An 18797-nucleotide genomic window follows, 5' to 3' on the forward strand; every position below is an offset into this window, starting at 1 on the left:
AATTGCAGATTATCAATTCATGAAAAAAATAATATTTATACTGATAGCAATGGTTGGGATAATGTCCTTGGGCCATACGCAGGATACAGCACGGGTTGCCGTAACAGTTTCCGGTACGGTCATAAATGAGCAGAAAGAGCCGCTTGTAGGCGTGACTGTTACAGTAAAGGATCAACCCGGGCTGGGCATTCCCACCAACGATAAAGGAGAATATACCATAAAGGCTAATAAATATCAATGGCTGGTTTTTACATCGGTGGGTTACGACCCCATGGAGGTGTTGATCAAAGATGAGCTCGTGCTGAATGTTACCTTAAAAACTGCTGATCAAAAAGCAATGGATGAAATTGTTGTTACTGCATTGGGCAGCCAAAAGAAGGTAACAGTAACAGGTGCTATAACCAGTGTTGATTTAACCACACTGAAAACGCCTACCTCAAGTATTACCAACGCGCTGGCGGGAAACGTGGCCGGTGTATTAGCCATGCAGGGAAGCGGTCAGCCAGGCAGTAATGCTTCGGAATTCTGGATCAGGGGCATCTCTACTTTTGGTGCCGGTACCGGCGCGCTCGTAATGGTGGACGGTTTTGAAAGATCGCTTACAGAGATCAATATTGAAGATATAGAAACATTCACCGTTTTAAAAGATGCATCCACCACCGCTATTTATGGATCGCGTGGCGCCAACGGGGTGGTACTGATCACTACGAAAAAAGGGAAGGCAGACAAAGTGTCGATCAACGGTAAATATGAGAGTTCTTACAGCAGGCGTACCTTCACTCCCAGGTTTGTAGATGGCAGCACTTATGCCAGCCTGGCCAATGAAGCACTTACCAATAGGAGTGAAGAAGCTTTTTACAGCCCGGATGACCTGCACCAGATCAGATATCAACTGGATCCGGACCTCTTTCCTGATATTAATTGGATGGATATGTTTCTGAGACCTGGTGCTTTTACTCAGCGGGCAACGCTCAATTTTGATGGTGGCGGCGCCCTGGCACGCTACTTTGTATCGGGCAGTTACATTAACGAAGGGGGTATGTACGAAACTGATGAAAACCTGAAAAGCTATAATACGAATGCGAATTACAAAAGATGGAACTACCGCGCTAATGTCGATATGAATCTTACTAAAACAACACTGGTTCGCATGGGCGTAAGTGGTTCTTTAGGAAAGCAAAACCTGCCCGGGGGAAACTACAGTGAGATCTGGGCTTCGCTGATGGGGCAAAACCCTATCTCCATCCCTATAAAATATACAACAGGGCAGGTAGCTTCAAGGGGTGGAGGCAATTTGCAAAATCCCTGGGTGTTAATCACCCAACAGGGATATATTGAAAACTGGGAGAACAAAGTACAGACCAATGTCACGCTTGAGCAGAATCTAAAATTCATTACACCCGGGTTGCGCTTTGTGGGACGTTTTGCATACGACAATAACAATAACAATTTTATTCGTCGTATGAAATGGCCCGAAGGCTGGATAGCCGAGCGACAGCGACTATCTTCCGGAGAACTTCGCCTTAACCGTACCATTGCCGAACAGTTAATGATTCAGCAGTCAAGCGCGTCCAGTGAAAGATGGGAAACTTTACAGGGAGAATTTCATTATACCAAAAATATTAAGCGTCACAATTTAGGTGGCGTATTGCAATACACCCAGGAGAAAAAAGTGAACACCGGTAGTTATGGGGCTGACATCATGCAGGGTATTGAACGCCGCAATCAACGTCTTGCCGGCCGTTTCACCTATAACTATCAGTCACGATACATGGTTGATTTTAATTTTGGGTATAACGGTTCTGAAAACTTCGCTACCGGTCACCAGTTTGGCTTCTTCCCGGCAGTTTCGGGTGCTTGGAACCTGGCAGAGGAACAGTTTATACAGGATAACCTGAAGTGGATGGATATGTTTAAATTCCGCTACTCCTATGGTAAGGTAGGTAACGATATCATGAGAGACGGTAACACTACGATCCGCTTTCCCTACCTCGCTGAATTTACCAGCGGCACCGGGTATAACTGGGGCGATATAGAAAGTAACAATACCTTTCCCGGCCTTTTATACAGCAGGATAGCTTCGACTGATATCACCTGGGAAGTAGCCACCAAGCACAACCTGGGTCTCGACTTTTCCTTATTTGGAGACAGGTTTGGCGGCGCTCTTGACTATTTCCACGAGCAGCGTGACGGTATTTACATGACACGTGATTTTATACCGGCAAGTGTAGGCATCATTTCAAGACCTCGTGCCAACCTGGGATCTACTTTAAGTAAGGGTTTTGACGGCCAGTTGAAATATTCACAGCAAATCAACAAAGTGAATTTCACTGTTCGCGGAACCATGGTATATAGCCGTAATGAAATATTGGAGGCAGATGAACAGTTCAGTAACTACCCATATAGAAAACGTGCCGGATACAGAGTAAACCAAAACAGGGGACTTGTTGCTTTGGGGCTTTTCAAAGACTATGAAGATATCCGCAACAGCCCTGTTCAAAACTTCGGGGGACCCAAAGTTGCGCCCGGTGATATTAAATACAAGGATATCAATGGAGATGGCGCCATTGATGACAATGATATTGTTGCTATTGGCGCTACCCGTTATCCCAATCTTACTTACGGTTTTGGGCTATCGGCCAACTGGAAAGGGTTTGATGCCAGTGTTTTGTTCCAGGGTGCCGGTAAATCATCTTTCTTTATCAATGGATATACCATTTACCCGTTTAACGAGGGAGATTGGGGTAACATTCTAACTGATTTAGTAGAATCCAATCGCTGGATACTTGGTGAAAACGAAGATCCTAATGCAGTGTATCCGAGATTGAGCTACAACGGCAATCCAAATAATTATCGCGCTTCCAGCTATTGGTTACGTGAGAGCTCCTACTTGAGACTGAAGACAATAGACGCAGGATATACCTTCCCTAAAGTTTTCACCAACAGAATGGGTATTAAAACTATGCGTTTGTACCTGCTGGGCACCAACCTGCTTACCTTCTCCAAATTCAAACTCTGGGATCCCGAGATGAACAGTACCAACGGTCAGCAATACCCGTTGTCTAAAACAATCACCATGGGTTTAACCTTAAACCTGTAATATAAAAAGCCATGACGAAAAGACAAATAACATTAGGTATTTTGCTGATAGCAGTGATCCCGGTTCTGAGCTCCTGCAAAAAGTATCTGAACGTAGAACATTACTTCGCCGACCGGCAAAGTGAAGAACGTATTTTCAAAAACAGAGATTATACAGAACAATGGCTGGCCAGTTGTTATAGTAAATTACTGAACTACAACCTTGAGATCGGACACCGGAACTATAATCTTACGAACTACTCGGATGATATGTTCTTTAACGAGTCGAGTGGTAACAATGGTTTGCAATACCGCCAGTTTAAATTCGGGGAGTATGATTATACCTGGCTACGACAGTCCTGGGGACAGTCATACGATGGCATCCGGCAGGCTTCTGTGATGCTGCACAGCATGGTTGAAGCCGGTACCTTCACCGCAGCCGAGGTTGCCGACTACAAGGCTCAGGCCCGGTTTATAAGAGCTTATCTCTATTGGCTGTTACTTCGAAAATACGGCCCCGTACCTATTATGCCTGATAAAGGCGTGAATTATGATGCACCTTATGAACAACTGTCCACACCCCGCAGTTCATACGATGAAGTGGTTAATTTTATATCAGAAGAAATGGCTGTTGCGGCGAAGGATCTTCCTTTAAAACGGGATAACCGAAATATTGCGCGGCCAACCCGCGGTGCTGCCTTAGCTACGCGCGCCAAAGCGCTTATTTATGCGGCCAGTCCTTTAGCGAACGGCAACACCGAAATGGCCGATTTTAAAGATGATGCAGGCCGGATACTCATCAGCCAGCAATACAGCGAAGAAAAGTGGGCTAAAGCAGCGGCAGCCGCTAAAGATGTAATCGACCTGAATCATTACCGCTTATACATAGCAGCTCCTAAGTTTAAAGGTACAACCGACTATCCGCCTACCATTTTTCCTCCGCATCACCCGGAATATTCAGATAAGAACTACCCCGAAGGATGGGCAAATATAGATCCTTTTGAATCTTACCGGGCTTTATTCAATGGCGATCTGTACGCGGGCGAGAACCCTGAAATGATCTTTACCCGGGGTGAAAACCAAACAGCAGAGGATTTTGGAATAATTGCCCTGGCCAGGCATCAGATGCCGCAAACTGGTGGCGGTTATAACTGTCATGGCATTACCTTGAAACAATGCGACGCTTACGCCATGAATGATGGCACGCCTTTTAACCGGCAGGCTATACTTCAAAAGTACGGCACTAATATGTTTGTACAGGCCAGTGAAGTCAACAACTTCAAACCCCTGATGGCCAACGTATGGAAGGAGTACGCCAACCGGGAGCCACGCTTTTATGCCTCAGTTGCCTATAGTGGTACATTATGGACTATGTCAAGCGCTGTTAACAATACCGCAGATGTTACCAATAAGCAAATCTTTTACTACCGTGGTGAAAATGAGGGTATGATCAACGGGGACCGTTGGTTGCCTACAGGTATCGGGATGATGAAATATATAAATCCAAAAGACAATGCTACCAGCAATGGGGGTAAGATCTTTCCTAAGGTAGAAATTACCATTCGTTATGCAGATATTTTGCTGATGTATGCAGAAGCATTGAATGAATTGGATGGCAACTATAATATTCCCGCCTGGAACGGTAGTGGCTCTCATGCCATCTCAAGGAATATTTCGGAAATGAAAAAAACGATTTCCCAGGTACGCATCCGCGCAGGAATTCCCGATCATGACATGTCTGTATATGGAAGTAAAGAAGAGCTGCGTAAAAAAATAAAACGGGAGCGCCAGATTGAACTGCTGGGCGAGAACCAGCGCTATTATGACCTGAGACGCTGGAAAGATGCCCCTGTTGATGAAGCAGAGCAGATATATGGCTACAATGTATTGATGACTAAAGACAGAGCAGCCGATTTTTATACGCCAATACGGGTACCACAGTTACAAACTACATTTTCGAAAAAAATGTATTTCTGGCCAATCGATTGGGATGAATTGCAAAAAAACAATCGGATGACCCAGGCACCAGGCTGGCCATCTTTCGATTAACTGAGAATGCAACAGCTGTGTTCATGGAATACAAAGGTTTTGTTGAAGGCAACAACCTAACAATTATAAAAGAATAACATCCACCGATTATAAAAGTCTTCATTTATCAAGGAAAAATGAAAGTCTTATCTGCAAGTGGCACATTCGACAAATTAAGATAAACATCTACGAATGAAAAAATTATACATAGGCACCGCAATAGCAGCACTGGCTTTTGGTTTTAGTGCCTGCAACAACGAATGGAAAGATGAACTCTATACTCAAATGGTATCGTTGAAAGCCAGAATAGGAAACGAGGGGGTATCGGAAGTGTATCTCCGGTATAATAAAAACGGAGAGGTAATTTATAACCTGCCTGTTATTGTGAGTGGGTCACAATCCAGTCACCAGGATATGTACGTAAAAATAGAAGTAGACCCTGATACACTTACTATTTTTAATAAAGAAAAATACCAGCAACGTACAGACCTTTACTTTAAACAATTACCGGATCAGTTCTACCAGCTAACTTCGCCTACCTGCTTTGTGCCTAAAGGCTCAATTACTGAAAATTATCCTATTAAGTTTAAGTTTGAAAACCTCGACCTGGTAGAGCGCTATGTATTGCCATTAACCATAAAAGACGATCCGTCCTACATCTCCAACTATCGAAAAGGATGGAGAAAAGCGCTGTTATACATCAGGCCATTCAACGATTTTTCAGGAAATTACGCGTCTACTTCCATGAATGTATATCTTGATGGACAGAATTCAAACCCCCTGGTGTCAAGCACAAGAACAGCCTGGGTGGTGGACGACAGATCGGTTTTCTTTTATGCCGGTGTTTTCGAGGAGCGTTCAGAAGCTCGTGCCGATTATAAAATAGTGATGGATTTTTCAGAACCCGTGGCCCAGCCTGATGGAACAAAAACCGGCACCTTAAATGTGTACGCGCCCAGCAACTCCATCAATTTTGAGCTTACAGCTCCCGCAACCTACCAGCTTCGTGAAGTAGTAGACCCTACCCGTAAAAACCTGGTGATGCAATATTGCACCGTGAACCTAAAATATAAATATGATGATATCAGCAGCGTTCCCGGGAAAAGGACAAGGTACAGGGCGGACGGTGCAATGACAATGGCCCGTCAGAAAAATATACTGATACCCGATGAGGATCAGGCGATACAATGGTAGGTAATCGTATTTGTAAAAATATTTTCTAATAAAGTTCCTATGCATGGTTCGCGCCGGTTTTACGGGCGCAGCCCGGCATAGGTTTTTGTTTTTTCAATACACGTTGGTTAAACGGTTTCGGAGGATCAAAAGCTTTTCAAACCTTCTCTTTAAAAATCACTGTATTGATAAAGCAACCTGCAAAGCACAAAAACAGTCTTTGAAAAAAGTTAGAGACCAACTATATTCATCTGCCATTTATTGGGTAACAGGGGAGTATGTTAAATACCAAACTCAAAAAAGAGAATGAATTAAAGCTGATAAAATTAACTTTACCGGTAATACTAAAATAATGCCCTAACGGGTAAGAGCATATTATGGAAAGAAGATCTTTTATAAAAAGTACCGGGCTATTAGCCGGTGGAACCTTAATGGGAGGTGTGGAATCCTTCGCCCAACATCAATCAAAGATTATAAAAATTGGCGTTGTCGGTTGCGGCGACAGGGGCAAGGGCATGATGCATGTGATACAGAACCTGAAAGATAGATTCAGGATTACGGCTATATGTGATGTACTCGACTTCAGGCTGGATGAGGCACGTAAAATAACAAAAGAAGCGCCTGTGGCAGCTTACAAAGACTATCACAAGCTAATGAATGATCAAAATATAGACGCTGTAGTGGTAGCAGTGCCGCTTAATATGCATTACCCGGTAGCAGAGGCGGTTTTGAAGGCCGACAAACATCTGTATCTCGAAAAAACAATGACCTTTGATATCGCACAGGCTTTGAAACTTGTACAGCTTTCCAAAGAACGTCCGAAGCAGGTAGTACAAGTTGGCCACCAGTATCGTTATTCACCGCTTTATTATAAAGTAAAGGATATGATAGCCAATGGTGTATTAGGCAAAGTGAACCAGATAGATTGTCGTTGGGACAGGAATGGTACCTGGCGCAGGCCTGTGCCAGATCCTTCGCTGGAGCGGCAGATTAACTGGAGAATGTATAAAGAATACTCGGGAGGATTAGTTGCTGAATTATTATCACACCAGATCGATTTTATTAACTGGGCTTTTGATACGCATCCCACCGAGTTCCATTCAACCGGCGGTATCGACATTTTTAAAGACGGTCGCGAAACCTATGACAATGTACAGGTCATGTTCCGTTATCCCGAAGCAGGCATTATCGGGAATTTTGGTTCTACCTGCGGCAACGCCTATGATGGTTATTTATTTAAAATAAAAGGAACAAAAGGTTCCATATCCTTGCTGACAGATAAAGGTGTCTTTTACCCCGAGAAAAATGCGGGACCTAAAAATGAGATTGTTGACGGGGTAACAGGCGCTTCAAAAATCACCTGGAATAAGGATGGTGGTGCACCTATTCTGCCAGAACCTACTAAAGATGGTACCTGGTATGCTTTAATAGATTTTCATAAAGCCGTAAAATCCGGAACTTTACCAGATTCTAACGTTTTCACCGGAGCCAGAACCGCTATATGTGTGCACCTCGCCAACCAGGCCTTATATAATAAGGAAATTCAATACTGGAAGAAAGCATATTCAGAATTGGATGCCTAATGTCTTATTTAAAATTAATTTTGATGCCCGGCAATGTTTCTGCCGGGCATTTGGCATTAACGATTAAGAATGGAACACATAAAAACCTGTAGGGTAACAATAAGTGATATCCCTGCATTGATGGAAATAGGAAGAAAAACCTTTCAGGAAACTTTTGCTACGAGTAATACGCCGGAGGATATGGAAAAGTACCTGGCAGAGAGTTTCTCGGAAAACAAATTGAGCAAGGAACTCAATAATGAAAATTCGCTGTTTTATTTCGCACTATTGAATGACTGCGTAACCGGGTACCTTAAAGTTAACCGGGGTATATCTCAGACAGAACTGCAGGATGAATGCAGTTTGGAAATTGAAAGAATTTATGTGTTACAGGAGTTTCAGGGTAAAAAAATAGGACAGGCATTGTATGAAAAAGCGATAGAATTGGCTGTTCAATACAAGGCAGAATATGTGTGGCTGGGCGTTTGGGAAGAAAACAAAAGGGCGCTAAGCTTTTATCAGAAGAATGGCTTTGTAGCTTTTAACCAGCATATTTTTAAACTTGGCAATGATGAGCAGACGGATATCATGATGAAAAAGATCCTGACTACAGAATAATTTTCCATTGCATCACTTTAAAGCAGATAGTTATGTATACGCCCAACCATTATAAGTTTAGCAATAACCAGGAGATGATTGCTTTTATGAAACGTTACTCTTTCGCAACTATTGTTACCAATATTGATCAAAAACCGGTAGCTACACAGCTACCTTTTGTCATAAAGGATAACGGAGACCGGCTATCATTGAGTTCACATTTTGCCCGGGCAAACGAGCAGGCTTTATATATTGATAAACAGCAGTCCTTAATTATCTTTTCTGAACCCCACGCCTATATTTCTCCGGCTCATTATGATAAAAAAGATAGTGTTCCTACCTGGGATTATATGGCGGTACATGCTTACGGGATAGCTACCACAATTGAAGATGAAGCCGGTAAATTGAAGCTATTGGAGCAGATGATAGGATTTTATGAGCCCGCTTACCAGGGGCAATGGAACGAATTACCAGATAAATTTAAAAATGGAATGCTAAAAGGAATCGTTGCTTTTGAATTGGAAGTAACAGAACTGCAGGGTCAGAAAAAGCTGAGCCAGAATAAAACTGCAGCTGAAAGACAAAGAATCATTGAGCAATTGCAGCACAGCGATTCTGGTGTAGCAAGAGATATTGCGGCCTATATAAGAGAAGTAGATTCCTAATAAAGTGTATGGGTTTTGAACAGCTTAATGCGGACTCATGCCACAGATAACACAAATATTGCAGGAGATACTTTACTTCCCCCGTCCTGGCGCCTTTACGGTCAAGCAAGCTATCGCCGCGCTCCATATAAGCGATAAGTATATCAGGAATAAGAAGGGTGGGGATACTAAAAAGCCGCTTTGTCAGGCGGCCTTCCAGTTTGATAGAAAAGTTATTGATCTTGCTGCACTTTCACAACTTTAGAGTACGATTTGGTGCCATCCTTATCAACCTGCGCAATACGAACATAATAAGGTTGATGGTCGTCGATAGCATCTCCCGATTTCGTACACCCATGTAATACGAATGCAGTAAAACCTACCGCGGCTAATCCCAATACCCAGGTCTTCTTACGAGACAGGTTAGAAAAAGGCATTAGTATTAAGCCTACGAGCGAAAAGCCAGCGAGAGGTAAAGCAGAATTGGAAGTCCACTGGTAACTCAAAACAATATCGCTGTTACCGTTGGCAGCTTGGGAGGCTATGATTCCAATTTTAGTAAATTGTTGTCCGTCGGTCGAAGCTTCTATTTCGAAATGGTCGTTAGAATTTTCTTTCTCCGTGGTCCAGCTTATACTTAACCGGTTATTTTTAGAGGATGCATTTACAGACCCGAATGTTACCGGTAACACAGCAGCCTCTTTCACCCAGTTAAACGCATCAACAGCCATATAGCGATAAGCTCCTCCAACCGTAAGCTGCAATTCATCGATAACGATGCCTGCATAATTTTGGCCATTCAGATTCGTAAGATCTATCAGGGTATAGCCATTTGTAGTGTCCGTTGAAGTGACAAACCCTGTAGTTTTGGTTTGCGTAAAACTATTAACACCTCTCGACTTCCCCGTTACAGTAAGGGTTCCTACTACGTTCTGAACAGCTGCATCAGCTGTGGCTAAGTATACCCAAAAGCGGTTTACTTTAAATAAATTCGAAGTTGTTTTAATGCTTAACGACGAATTGAGTACCGCATTAGGATCAAAAAGGCTGAGGGAGCCTGAATTATCAATGTAAGCATTATCATTTGCAGTGCCGTTCCAACCTGTATTGGGATAGCTTGTCTGGATAAAGAACCGGCCGGTATTAGAAACAATACTAAATATAACTCCATTATCAACAAATGTGGTGTTCTCATCAGTTTCCGACTCAAAATGTTCGGTAGTACTGGTTTGGGCAAATGAAAACGTAGCAACCAGCAAGCTGCCAATAGCTAATAGGAAATACTTTTTCATGGTGATGATTTAAAGGTGAGTCGCTGCAACAGAGGGGATGGCCAGTCTCTCTCATAAACAGCCGGCCAAAGTTATAAGAAAAATATTTATATCACCAAATGGTGAGTTAATATTTTGTAGTATAATATATGAAATGCAGGTTAGCAACAGATTAAGAGACATGAAGGTGCATCATAAATAAAAAACTCACTAGGATGTGAGTTAATCGAATTTATATATGAGGGAAATATATTTGATAAGATTTACCCTTCAGCTGCTGCTTTTATCGCAGCAATATCAATCTTTTTCATTGAAAGGAAGGACCTGGTAATACGGTCCAATTGTTCGGGGCTACCATTTCTCATCAGGTTTTCCATTTCTGCAGAAGTGATCTGCCAACTAAAGCCGAATTTGTCTTTTAACCAGCCGCACTGCTCCGATTCGGGAATGGCAGATAATTGGTTCCAGTAATAGTCGATCTCTGCCTGGTCTTCACAGGTTACCATCATTGAAACTGATTCATTAAATTCAAAACCGTGCTGATGAGCGCTATCCATAGCTGCCATCCAAGTGTCCTCCAGTTTAAAATCAGCAAACATAACCGTTCCGGCTTTATCCGGGTCCATTCCCTCGCTATAGTGGACGAGCATACCTTGTTCCGAGTTTTTAAATATAGAGCAGTAAAAATGAATGGCTTCCTCAGCTCTCCCTAAGGTCTTCCCGGTGAATATTAATGAAGGTACGATGGATGGCCGGGTAGCGCCGGATGGATCAGTGAGCATCAACTGCCAGCTAAGCCCATACTTATCCTGTACCCAACCATACTGCCGACTGAAGGAATATTCTCCTATTGGCATTAACGCTTTGCCTCCATCCATTAATTGTTGCCATGCTTTTTCCAAGCTTTCACGTGCGGCGCTCTCCTGTTCTTCCGGAGTCCCGTCAAAAGATAAGGGATCATAATTGATGATAAAAGACATAGACGGGTTAAACCTGAAAAGAGGTCCCGCATTGATGGCTATAAATGCTTGGTTCCAAAGCGTGAAGTGAACGATATCGCAATCACCAGAGGGTGTACCCCGAATCACAGATGCGTGAGTGATCTGCGATTGCGGAAAAACAGAAGTATAAAGATCGGCAGCTTCAAGAGCCTGCTTATCGAACCAAAGGTGTGGAATAATCTTCTGCATGGCTGGACTTTTAAATAAGAAGTTCAATAGTTATGCCATTAAAATTTTGAATTAATGATGTTCCGTGTCAGAAGAATATATGAGCTAATGATCTCACTTACTTTATACAGAACTTTGCTGTAGAATAAATTACATGTTGTTTAATTTAATATAGGCACTATAAAACACAAATTTTCAATATGTATACCAATTTATATTAAATTAAAATATAGGTAATAATTCAGGAAGATAAAATATTATTTAGTTCCAACGCATTATGAGCGGCGTACCCTTGCTCATCATTGTCGAAATATAAATAAACGTCCTTGCCTTCTTCTGACCATTTCCTGCATCGTTTAGCCCAGGTATTCAGTTGCCTTTTAGAATAGCTTCCCTGGTATTTATTAGCACTTGGACCATGTAGGCGTACATATATAAAATCAGCTGTGGACACCAAGGGTGATTGATGCCCGGCAAGTTCATAAATACAGAATGCACTATTGCTTTTGGTCATTTCTTCGTAAACTTCATCATTGTACCAGCTGGGTTCCCTAAATTCAAACACACACCGATGTTTCTTTGGTAAAGCAGCCAGAAAAGCTCTGAAGCGCTTTATGTTCAGCCGCCAGTTTGGAGGCAACTGAAATAGCAACGGACCTTCTTTATCCTTCAAATAGGCTACTCTTGATAAAAAAAGATCGATACTGTTAGGTTCAACTTTAAGCTTTTTCAGATGGGTGATATACCGGCTTACTTTTACGGCATAGGTGAAGGATGCCGGAGACTTTGAATTCCAATTTTTAAATGTGGCAGCGGCAGGCAAATGATAAAAAGAGTTATTAATCTCAACTGTATTAAAGCGCTGAGTATAATAATCGAACTCATCTTTATCCTTTAGACCCTCCGGATAAAAAGTGCCTTTCCAATGTTTATACTTCCAACCTGAAGTGCCAATATAGCATTTCCCTTTACTCATATTTCTAATCTTGCCTATAACCTGTTTAAATGTATCTTAATTACTCGAACTGTAGAAAAATGATGCCATCTTAACTACAGAAGCAAAACGATAACAGAAGGGAAATTCCTTCCCCAATAAGTACAAAAATTGCAATAGCGCGATGGCCAATGAACAAGTAACCTTTATAAATAGTCTTTACCCCTGACAACCAGCAACAGATCCTTTTCTATTATAAGGTAACCATAATCGTAACAGAAATAGTAAACCTGCCCCTTTGAGGTGGTGTATTGATGGGTCATCCACCGGAATTTAAAACCCAGATCAATTAGGTTGGATCTGAGGGTTTTAATCGTTTCCTGTTCCTTCGGCAGAAGTGATGCCAGTACCTGCCTGTTCTTTTTTAAATCGTTGTTGATATTACGAATGATTCCGCCGTTTACTCCATGTGCATGGTTGTTAAATGAATTTCGGCAGTAATCGTCGCAAAACTTCTTGTCACTTCGTCCTTTTACCTGCTTGCCACAGGCCAGGCAATTCTTAGGTTGCGTTTCCATAATCAGCATTTTGAGATAATTCTTAGGTTATAGGCGGGGTCTGATGCAAGCTATCAGATAGCCGGATCGCCGACCCCGGGAAAATATACCCGGAAGTTACGAAAATGATTACGTATTAAAAAAATACATCTATTGATTTTCAAGTCATTGATACGCAACAGCCATTTCAAACGTTTATAAGCGTTTATTGTCGTAAGTAAATGTTTAAAATACGACTAGGAGCTTTCAAAGATCGCATCTTTGTGTTGTCAATCAGCGGCGCCACTGAGAGATTGAAATAAAAAATTTTTAACCGTCCGTTTTAGCGGATACAAAACTTAAAGTTATGTACGCATTAAAAAACAAAGTTCAGTTAATTGGAAATTTGGGAGCAGCCCCGGAAGTTAAAACAATGGAAAGCGGCAAAAAAATGGTTCGCTTTAGTGTTGCCACCAGCGAAACCTATAAAAACAGCAAGGGCAAGCGGGTAAAAGAAACCCAATGGCATAATGTTGTGGCCTGGGGCCAGGTAGCCGAAATAGCCAATAAATATCTGGCCAAAGGAAAAGAAGTAGCTATTGAAGGAAAACTGATCAGTCGAAATTATACAGATAAGGCTGGCGTTAAAAAATACATTACTGAAGTACATGCCAACGAATTGTTAATGCTTGGAAGCAAAGCCGCGGAATAGTTGCGGGGCGTTCTGGTAAATTGATGAACAATAGTCTTAGAGCTAAATAGAAATGTTTCGATCGTAAAATGTTGGTAGAGGGAGCTAACCTATGACGACCACCAATGCAGCCCCGGCAATTTGCCGGGCTGCATTTTTAGCAGGAATATTAAAGTAAGTTTTATCTTACCCAAAAAAGGGAAACCTGGGTTAACAGATATCCCTACACAGAAGACAGACTTTAATAAGCAGTACTAAGTTGTTATTATTTGTGCTCAACGACTCATGCTACTGTTATATGATCGTATGATACTTTTATAGTAGTAGTTATTACGCCCAGGCATTTCAGCCTGGTCTTTACGCGAATAGTACCATTTAAAATTTCCCTGGTATACCTGATACAGCCATTCGCGTTGGAGTAAAAGATTTATAATTAAAACTACCTATATTGCTGTTGGCAGGGGCATTTCCTACCATATTTAATAAGAGCATCCTACAATAACTCCCAATGCTTTCGTAATTGCTCCCTTATTCTTTTCAATTACTTCAAAGCTGCTGATATGATAGGAAAAATCTTCTATTGCAATTAAGTCATCTTGCATATTGACATATTGCTTTTTGTCGGGCGATTTATCAACAGAAAATGGGAAATCAGCTTTTAAACGGTTTTAGTGCGGGTTCCGATTGCCTTTCTTATTTCATAATATTTTCCCATATCAGCCTCTATCACCTGAGCTTTCTTTTTGCCCTCACCTTTGCTATAATTGGACACCCCATTATTTCCCACCGCCGCCACAACGTCATTCCAGTGTTTGGTTAAAATAATAAAAGCATCCCGTAGTACCCGGTAATTGGCAGTGTAAAACCGTATGTCCTCAGCGACCATAAATGAAGGCGGCTTTGCGTCCAGGCAGGTTTGCCCGGCTTTTTCATCAGCATAGTTGAAAGATAGCCTGCCGGGAACATAATAATCCAGCTTATTACCCAAAACGTCCCCATAGTCCTTTTTATATAAAAGGCAACATCTGGTTAATTTGATTCCTCTTGTCGGTAATAGCTGTACTCTGTCCGTTCATACAGTCGACAGTCGAATTTGACACCACCTTACCATAGCTACTTGCGTTAACCCCGCCGCTGCCCGTGGCGGGGTTGGAGCTGATACCGCAGATTTATAGTGGATTTTGAGGCAGATTTTTACCTGTGCTGCCATGTCGAACGACAGCAGGCTTAAAGCAGATATAGTCAACATTCCCTTCATCTCTCTTAAGATTTCCCCAAAACTAACAGTCTGAAAGAAACAGGTAAACGCCAATCGATATTTACAGCTAACCGCTTAATATTTGTTATTCCTAAAAAATATTTCCCCAACAATGCTAACTGATACTTTCAATATAATCGCTCATCACCTGGCGCTTCCGGTCGGATACCGGTATCTTATCGCCATTGGTCATCTCCAAATATCCGTCTTTAAAGTATTTCCGAATGTAAGCCGTGTTGGCAAGATAGGATTGATGACAACGGATAAAAATGGTTTCCGGTAAAATGCTTTCATACTCTTTTAATATTTTACTTACCATTATTTTACTCCCGTCTCTTAAAAAAAAGGTCGTATAACCTTTATCGCTCTGACAATAAATAATATCATTTACAGCTACAATCTGTGTAAAGTCGAGGCTTTTCAAAGCAATTCTTTCAGTTGGAGTAATACCACTGTACCGTCCTGCTGCAATCGCTACCTGTTGTTGATTAAATTTATATGCCTGATCTTTTCTATAGCAGCAGTCTATGGTATCTTCAAAAACCGATGGATCTATCGGTTTCAGGAGGTAAGCGAATGCGCCTATGTTTAATGCATCAATAGCATACTGATTGTATGCTGTTATAAAAATAACATAGGCACTTGTTTCCAAATTACTTAACAAGGAAAAACTATTACCATCTTTGAGCTGGATATCGGCTAAAATCAATTCAGGCTGATATTTGGAAATTTCAATCTGGGCCTTACTGATCTCGGCCGAGTAACCCACCACTTGGAGGTAGGGTATTTTTTCTACCAAAGAAAGGATGTATTTTAAAATATTAAGCTCATCTTCCAGTATATATACTTTCATTGCACAGATTTAAGCGGTGATTAACGGAATAGTGATTTGAGCAACCCATCCAGATCGATCCTCCAGGGTGCTGGTCTCGAACCAGGCCTTTTTTTCCATTTGATTAAACAACAGATCCAATCTTTCCTGTATAATCACCTTAGAGAGCGATTTTTTGGGTGTAGTGAACTGCGTTTGTTGCGATTGCAAACCGGCTCCATTATCAATAATTTTTATACATAACTGGTTAGCATCAGAATTGAAATCAATACGAAGCATTCCATGATGATTGATATTCCTAAAGCCATGCTCTATACTATTTTCAACAAATGGCTGTAATAGCAAAGGAGGGATCATGACAGCCTCTACATCCACATTTCCTGTATTTATATCATATTTAAATTTGTCTTCGAACCGCATTTGCTGCAGATGTATATAGTTTTGTAAAGACACGATTTCTTCCGACAGTGTAATATATTCATTACGGTTTAATTCTAAAAAATTACGCATTAACTTTGAAAATGACACCAGGTAATTGTTGGCTTTTATCTTGTTATCACTGCTGATGAGCCCCTGCAAATTGCTTATAGCATTGTAAATAAAATGGGGATTCAGCTGCATCTGGCTTATTTTCTGTTCCAGGAGCAGTCTTTTATTTTCAATTTGTAATTGATCATTTTTCGCCTTTAAAATTTTCCTTTTGTAATTATTGTAAAGGTATAATCCCAGAATAGCAAGCAATATGGCTATAGCGATGAATATCCACCTTTGCTGAAAAATAATTTTCCGGTTTAATGCATTGGTCGTGTTCAATGCCTCAATGAGCTGGTCCTTCTTTTCGGTTTGGTACTCGGTATGTATGGCTTCAATTTTCTCATTTTCTATTCTTATTGTATTCCTGATATATATCTGTAATGCCGAATCGGAAGCTATCATGGCATTTTTATAGTCACCTTTCATCCTATACATATCTCTGAGGCCACTATAAAACGGAAGTAAACTGATATTGGGATCAAATTGGCCGGACCATTGAATACCCTTATTGTAATAATAAATAGCCGAGTCTATTTGACCGTCTTTATTAAAGCTGGTAGCCAGGTTATTGAACCAATAAGTAGAAAGCATATTGTTGCGGGAAAAGTATTCAAAAAAAACACGGCTTTTATCAAGCGCCTTTTTGGTTTGTCCCTTGAGTGCATACAAGTGCGACTCGTAATCATAAGTGCGCATTAATGCAATGCTGTCTTTAATATGGATTGCCAAGCTACGACTGCTATCCAGCGACTGACGCATGGCTAAAGTGTCTTTTCCGGATTCGGCCAGCATAAAAAAAATATCGTGATAGCGCTGCGCTATAATGGGGTGGGATTTGAAAGGATGGTTTTTGTAATAAAGATCTGTATACTCTTTTGCTTTTTCTGTGTTATGGTTATTATAATAGGCTTTGGCAAGCAGGTCGTACAACCTGTAAGTAAACGAGCTATTAGAAGTTTCGGCTTGTTTTATAACATTCAATATCCTGATCGCTAAATCCGAGGCCACAGTGCCTTGTTGATTGATAAGAATGCTCAGCTCCTGGTATTGTTTAAGTATAGTCCACTCGCCTGACCTCAGTGACATATCCATCCTGTCAAAGTATATAATAGCACTGTCGGGTTTATTTTGGAGTAAATAGTTGTATCCGCTGAAGTAGTTGAAATACAGTTCATTTTCTATGTCGGCTATTTTTACACTTTTAAGAACAGAATCCATTAGTGTCATTCGCCGGGACGTATTCATGGTGTCCATACTTAGAGCAATGTCAATGTATCGTCTTTCATTCGAAACCGAAAACTTTCTTTCCCTACTGGTGTATTTGCAGGATAGCGTAACTACCCATAAAACAAGAAACAGCGATGCTCGTATTGTGTTCCACATGGTGTGATCAACGAAGTTCAATTAGAAATTAAAATCCTCACAATATATTAAATACAATATTCATGTCCCTCAACCAGATTGTATTTGCCCGGGTTGTCAAGAAATATTCGCAACAGTACAGGTTATAACTGATATTTCCATCGAAATATCGGCTCTTATTATTTTATTATGCAAGCTTCGTATATTCACTGCATGAACGTATTACAGTTTACAATACCCGTTTCGCATGATAAATCTGTAATCAGCCAGGAGGAGCAGCTTCCTTATTTTTACCCTTATCTGCACCGTCATCTTGAGATTCAATTGACCTGGATCATAGAAGGTATAGGTAGTTTTGTGGCCGGAACTAATGTATATTCTTTTAATCCGGGAGATATCTTTTTTATTGGCGCCAACCAGCCGCATCTATTTAAAAGCGGACCGGAATACTTTACAGCCGACCCTGCCAAACAGATCCGTTCGCTTACTATTTTTTTTGACCCTACTGAAAAGCTAAAATTTCTTTTCGGTGCCCCGGAGATGAAGATGCTCAAAAATTTCCTGGATCGGCATAATAGTGGGTTTAAAATCCCAGACGCTCATAGAGATCATGTAGCCGACAAAATGCTGGCCCTGAACAGCGCCCGTAACGCTGACCGGCTCATTTATTTTTTTGAATTACTTCAGTATCTGAACGCTATCAACAAAGAGCTGGAACCCCTGTCAACCCGGGTCCCCGACAATGTGAGCGATACAGAGGGCATTCGTATAGGACAGGTTTATGATTATATCATGCAGCATTACCATAGCGATATACCCTTAGAAGATGTGGCAGCCGTATCGCATATGACGCCACAGGCTTTTTGCCGGTACTTTAAAAAACAAACCGGTAATACTTTTGTAGGGTTTTTAAATGAAGTCAGAATTAATGAAGCCTGTAAGAAACTGACTGCAGCCGATTTTGAAAGCGTTTCAACCGTTGCCTACACATCCGGGTTCAACAGTATCACTAACTTTAACCGTGTTTTTAAAACAGTAACCGGGAAGTCACCTTTGGAGTACCTGAAAGAATACCGGGAGGCCTCAGGCAATTAGTTGACACTTTACTTTAAGTTTGATAAAATATGG

At 41.3% G+C, this 18797-nt stretch carries 16 protein-coding genes; 8 read left to right on the forward strand and 8 right to left on the reverse strand.

All coding sequences use genetic code 11. The annotated features are described in order from the left end of the window. Nucleotides 1–19 precede the first annotated feature (19 nt). From U0035_RS02450 to U0035_RS02475, 6 genes are all read left to right on the forward strand, one after another. Nucleotides 20–3100 carry a SusC/RagA family TonB-linked outer membrane protein gene (locus tag U0035_RS02450; protein WP_114792637.1) on the forward strand — a complete coding sequence of 1027 codons (3081 nt, stop codon included), beginning with the start codon at nucleotides 20–22 and terminating at the stop codon, nucleotides 3098–3100. Nucleotides 3101–3111: 11 nt separating this feature from the next. Further along, nucleotides 3112–5127, forward strand: a complete 2016-nt coding sequence (locus U0035_RS02455) for a RagB/SusD family nutrient uptake outer membrane protein (RefSeq protein ID WP_114792589.1) — start codon at nucleotides 3112–3114, stop codon at nucleotides 5125–5127. Between the two features lie 171 nt (nucleotides 5128–5298). Next, entirely contained in the window at nucleotides 5299–6300 is a 1002-nt protein-coding gene (locus tag U0035_RS02460; protein WP_114792590.1) for a DUF4973 domain-containing protein, read from the forward strand. 356 nt (nucleotides 6301–6656) lie between these two features. Beyond that, nucleotides 6657–7862: a Gfo/Idh/MocA family protein gene (locus tag U0035_RS02465; RefSeq protein ID WP_114792592.1), complete on the forward strand. Its 1206-nt coding sequence runs from the start codon at nucleotides 6657–6659 to the stop codon at nucleotides 7860–7862. A 69-nt stretch (nucleotides 7863–7931) separates the two neighbouring features. Next, nucleotides 7932–8459 (forward strand): GNAT family N-acetyltransferase, encoded by a 528-nt coding sequence (locus U0035_RS02470; protein ID WP_114792593.1) that lies wholly within the window; start codon nucleotides 7932–7934, stop codon nucleotides 8457–8459. Between the two features lie 32 nt (nucleotides 8460–8491). Then, nucleotides 8492–9103 carry an FMN-binding negative transcriptional regulator gene (locus U0035_RS02475; RefSeq protein WP_114792594.1) on the forward strand — a complete coding sequence of 204 codons (612 nt, stop codon included), beginning with the start codon at nucleotides 8492–8494 and terminating at the stop codon, nucleotides 9101–9103. 212 nt (nucleotides 9104–9315) lie between these two features. Here the strand turns inward: U0035_RS02475 and U0035_RS02480 are convergent, their stop codons facing one another. The 4 genes from U0035_RS02480 to U0035_RS02495 form a co-directional block, all read right to left on the reverse strand. Then, nucleotides 9316–10374, reverse strand: coding sequence for a hypothetical protein (locus tag U0035_RS02480; protein ID WP_114792596.1), 1059 nt, complete (start codon nucleotides 10372–10374; stop codon nucleotides 9316–9318). A 242-nt stretch (nucleotides 10375–10616) separates the two neighbouring features. After that, nucleotides 10617–11543 carry a VOC family protein gene (locus U0035_RS02485; RefSeq protein WP_114792597.1) on the reverse strand — a complete coding sequence of 309 codons (927 nt, stop codon included), beginning with the start codon at nucleotides 11541–11543 and terminating at the stop codon, nucleotides 10617–10619. Between the two features lie 220 nt (nucleotides 11544–11763). Continuing rightward, the gene (locus U0035_RS02490) at nucleotides 11764–12498 is read right to left on the reverse strand and encodes a DUF72 domain-containing protein (RefSeq protein WP_114792598.1); all 735 of its coding nucleotides are present in this window, start codon (nucleotides 12496–12498) and stop codon (nucleotides 11764–11766) included. A gap of 164 nt (nucleotides 12499–12662) precedes the next feature. Continuing rightward, a complete protein-coding gene (locus U0035_RS02495) occupies nucleotides 12663–13034 on the reverse strand; it encodes a hypothetical protein (RefSeq protein ID WP_114792599.1) in 372 nt (123 codons plus the stop codon). A 325-nt stretch (nucleotides 13035–13359) separates the two neighbouring features. Between U0035_RS02495 and U0035_RS02500 the strand changes: the two genes are divergently transcribed. Beyond that, nucleotides 13360–13704, forward strand: a complete 345-nt coding sequence (locus tag U0035_RS02500) for a single-stranded DNA-binding protein (RefSeq protein WP_114792600.1) — start codon at nucleotides 13360–13362, stop codon at nucleotides 13702–13704. Between the two features lie 458 nt (nucleotides 13705–14162). On the opposite strand, the gene U0035_RS02505 is transcribed toward U0035_RS02500, so the two are convergent. From U0035_RS02505 to U0035_RS02520, 4 genes are all read right to left on the reverse strand, one after another. Then, nucleotides 14163–14285 carry a hypothetical protein gene (locus U0035_RS02505; protein WP_262510950.1) on the reverse strand — a complete coding sequence of 41 codons (123 nt, stop codon included), beginning with the start codon at nucleotides 14283–14285 and terminating at the stop codon, nucleotides 14163–14165. 56 nt (nucleotides 14286–14341) lie between these two features. Continuing rightward, nucleotides 14342–14671, reverse strand: a complete 330-nt coding sequence (locus U0035_RS02510; RefSeq protein WP_114792601.1) for a hypothetical protein — start codon at nucleotides 14669–14671, stop codon at nucleotides 14342–14344. Nucleotides 14672–15056: 385 nt separating this feature from the next. After that, the gene (locus U0035_RS02515; protein ID WP_114792602.1) at nucleotides 15057–15794 is read right to left on the reverse strand and encodes a LytR/AlgR family response regulator transcription factor; all 738 of its coding nucleotides are present in this window, start codon (nucleotides 15792–15794) and stop codon (nucleotides 15057–15059) included. Between the two features lie 9 nt (nucleotides 15795–15803). Next, nucleotides 15804–17534 (reverse strand): sensor histidine kinase, encoded by a 1731-nt coding sequence (locus tag U0035_RS02520; protein ID WP_162817983.1) that lies wholly within the window; start codon nucleotides 17532–17534, stop codon nucleotides 15804–15806. Nucleotides 17535–17882: 348 nt separating this feature from the next. Between U0035_RS02520 and U0035_RS02525 the strand changes: the two genes are divergently transcribed. After that, the gene (locus U0035_RS02525) at nucleotides 17883–18764 is read left to right on the forward strand and encodes an AraC family transcriptional regulator (RefSeq protein ID WP_114792604.1); all 882 of its coding nucleotides are present in this window, start codon (nucleotides 17883–17885) and stop codon (nucleotides 18762–18764) included. Nucleotides 18765–18797 lie beyond the last annotated feature (33 nt).

Origin of the sequence: Niabella yanshanensis, from assembly GCF_034424215.1 — a bacterium.
In the GTDB taxonomy this organism is placed as follows: Bacteria; Bacteroidota; Bacteroidia; order Chitinophagales; family Chitinophagaceae; genus Niabella; species Niabella yanshanensis.

Bases quoted from the DNA above. Each gene is read 5' to 3' on its own strand.
- U0035_RS02465 (WP_114792592.1), top strand. From the start codon at position 6,657: ATGGAAAGAAGATCTTTTATAAAAAGTACCGGGCTATTAGCCGGTGGA.
- U0035_RS02470 (WP_114792593.1), top strand. From the start codon at position 7,932: ATGGAACACATAAAAACCTGTAGGGTAACAATAAGTGATATCCCTGCA.
- U0035_RS02505 (WP_262510950.1), bottom strand. From the start codon at position 14,285: ATGCAAGATGACTTAATTGCAATAGAAGATTTTTCCTATCATATCAGC.
- U0035_RS02455 (WP_114792589.1), top strand. From the start codon at position 3,112: ATGACGAAAAGACAAATAACATTAGGTATTTTGCTGATAGCAGTGATC.
- U0035_RS02525 (WP_114792604.1), top strand. From the start codon at position 17,883: ATGAACGTATTACAGTTTACAATACCCGTTTCGCATGATAAATCTGTA.
- U0035_RS02520 (WP_162817983.1), bottom strand. From the start codon at position 17,534: ATGACACTAATGGATTCTGTTCTTAAAAGTGTAAAAATAGCCGACATA.
- U0035_RS02485 (WP_114792597.1), bottom strand. From the start codon at position 11,543: ATGCAGAAGATTATTCCACACCTTTGGTTCGATAAGCAGGCTCTTGAA.
- U0035_RS02460 (WP_114792590.1), top strand. From the start codon at position 5,299: ATGAAAAAATTATACATAGGCACCGCAATAGCAGCACTGGCTTTTGGT.
- U0035_RS02450 (WP_114792637.1), top strand. From the start codon at position 20: ATGAAAAAAATAATATTTATACTGATAGCAATGGTTGGGATAATGTCC.
- U0035_RS02490 (WP_114792598.1), bottom strand. From the start codon at position 12,498: ATGAGTAAAGGGAAATGCTATATTGGCACTTCAGGTTGGAAGTATAAA.
- U0035_RS02500 (WP_114792600.1), top strand. From the start codon at position 13,360: ATGTACGCATTAAAAAACAAAGTTCAGTTAATTGGAAATTTGGGAGCA.
- U0035_RS02475 (WP_114792594.1), top strand. From the start codon at position 8,492: ATGTATACGCCCAACCATTATAAGTTTAGCAATAACCAGGAGATGATT.
- U0035_RS02495 (WP_114792599.1), bottom strand. From the start codon at position 13,034: ATGGAAACGCAACCTAAGAATTGCCTGGCCTGTGGCAAGCAGGTAAAA.
- U0035_RS02480 (WP_114792596.1), bottom strand. From the start codon at position 10,374: ATGAAAAAGTATTTCCTATTAGCTATTGGCAGCTTGCTGGTTGCTACG.
- U0035_RS02515 (WP_114792602.1), bottom strand. From the start codon at position 15,794: ATGAAAGTATATATACTGGAAGATGAGCTTAATATTTTAAAATACATC.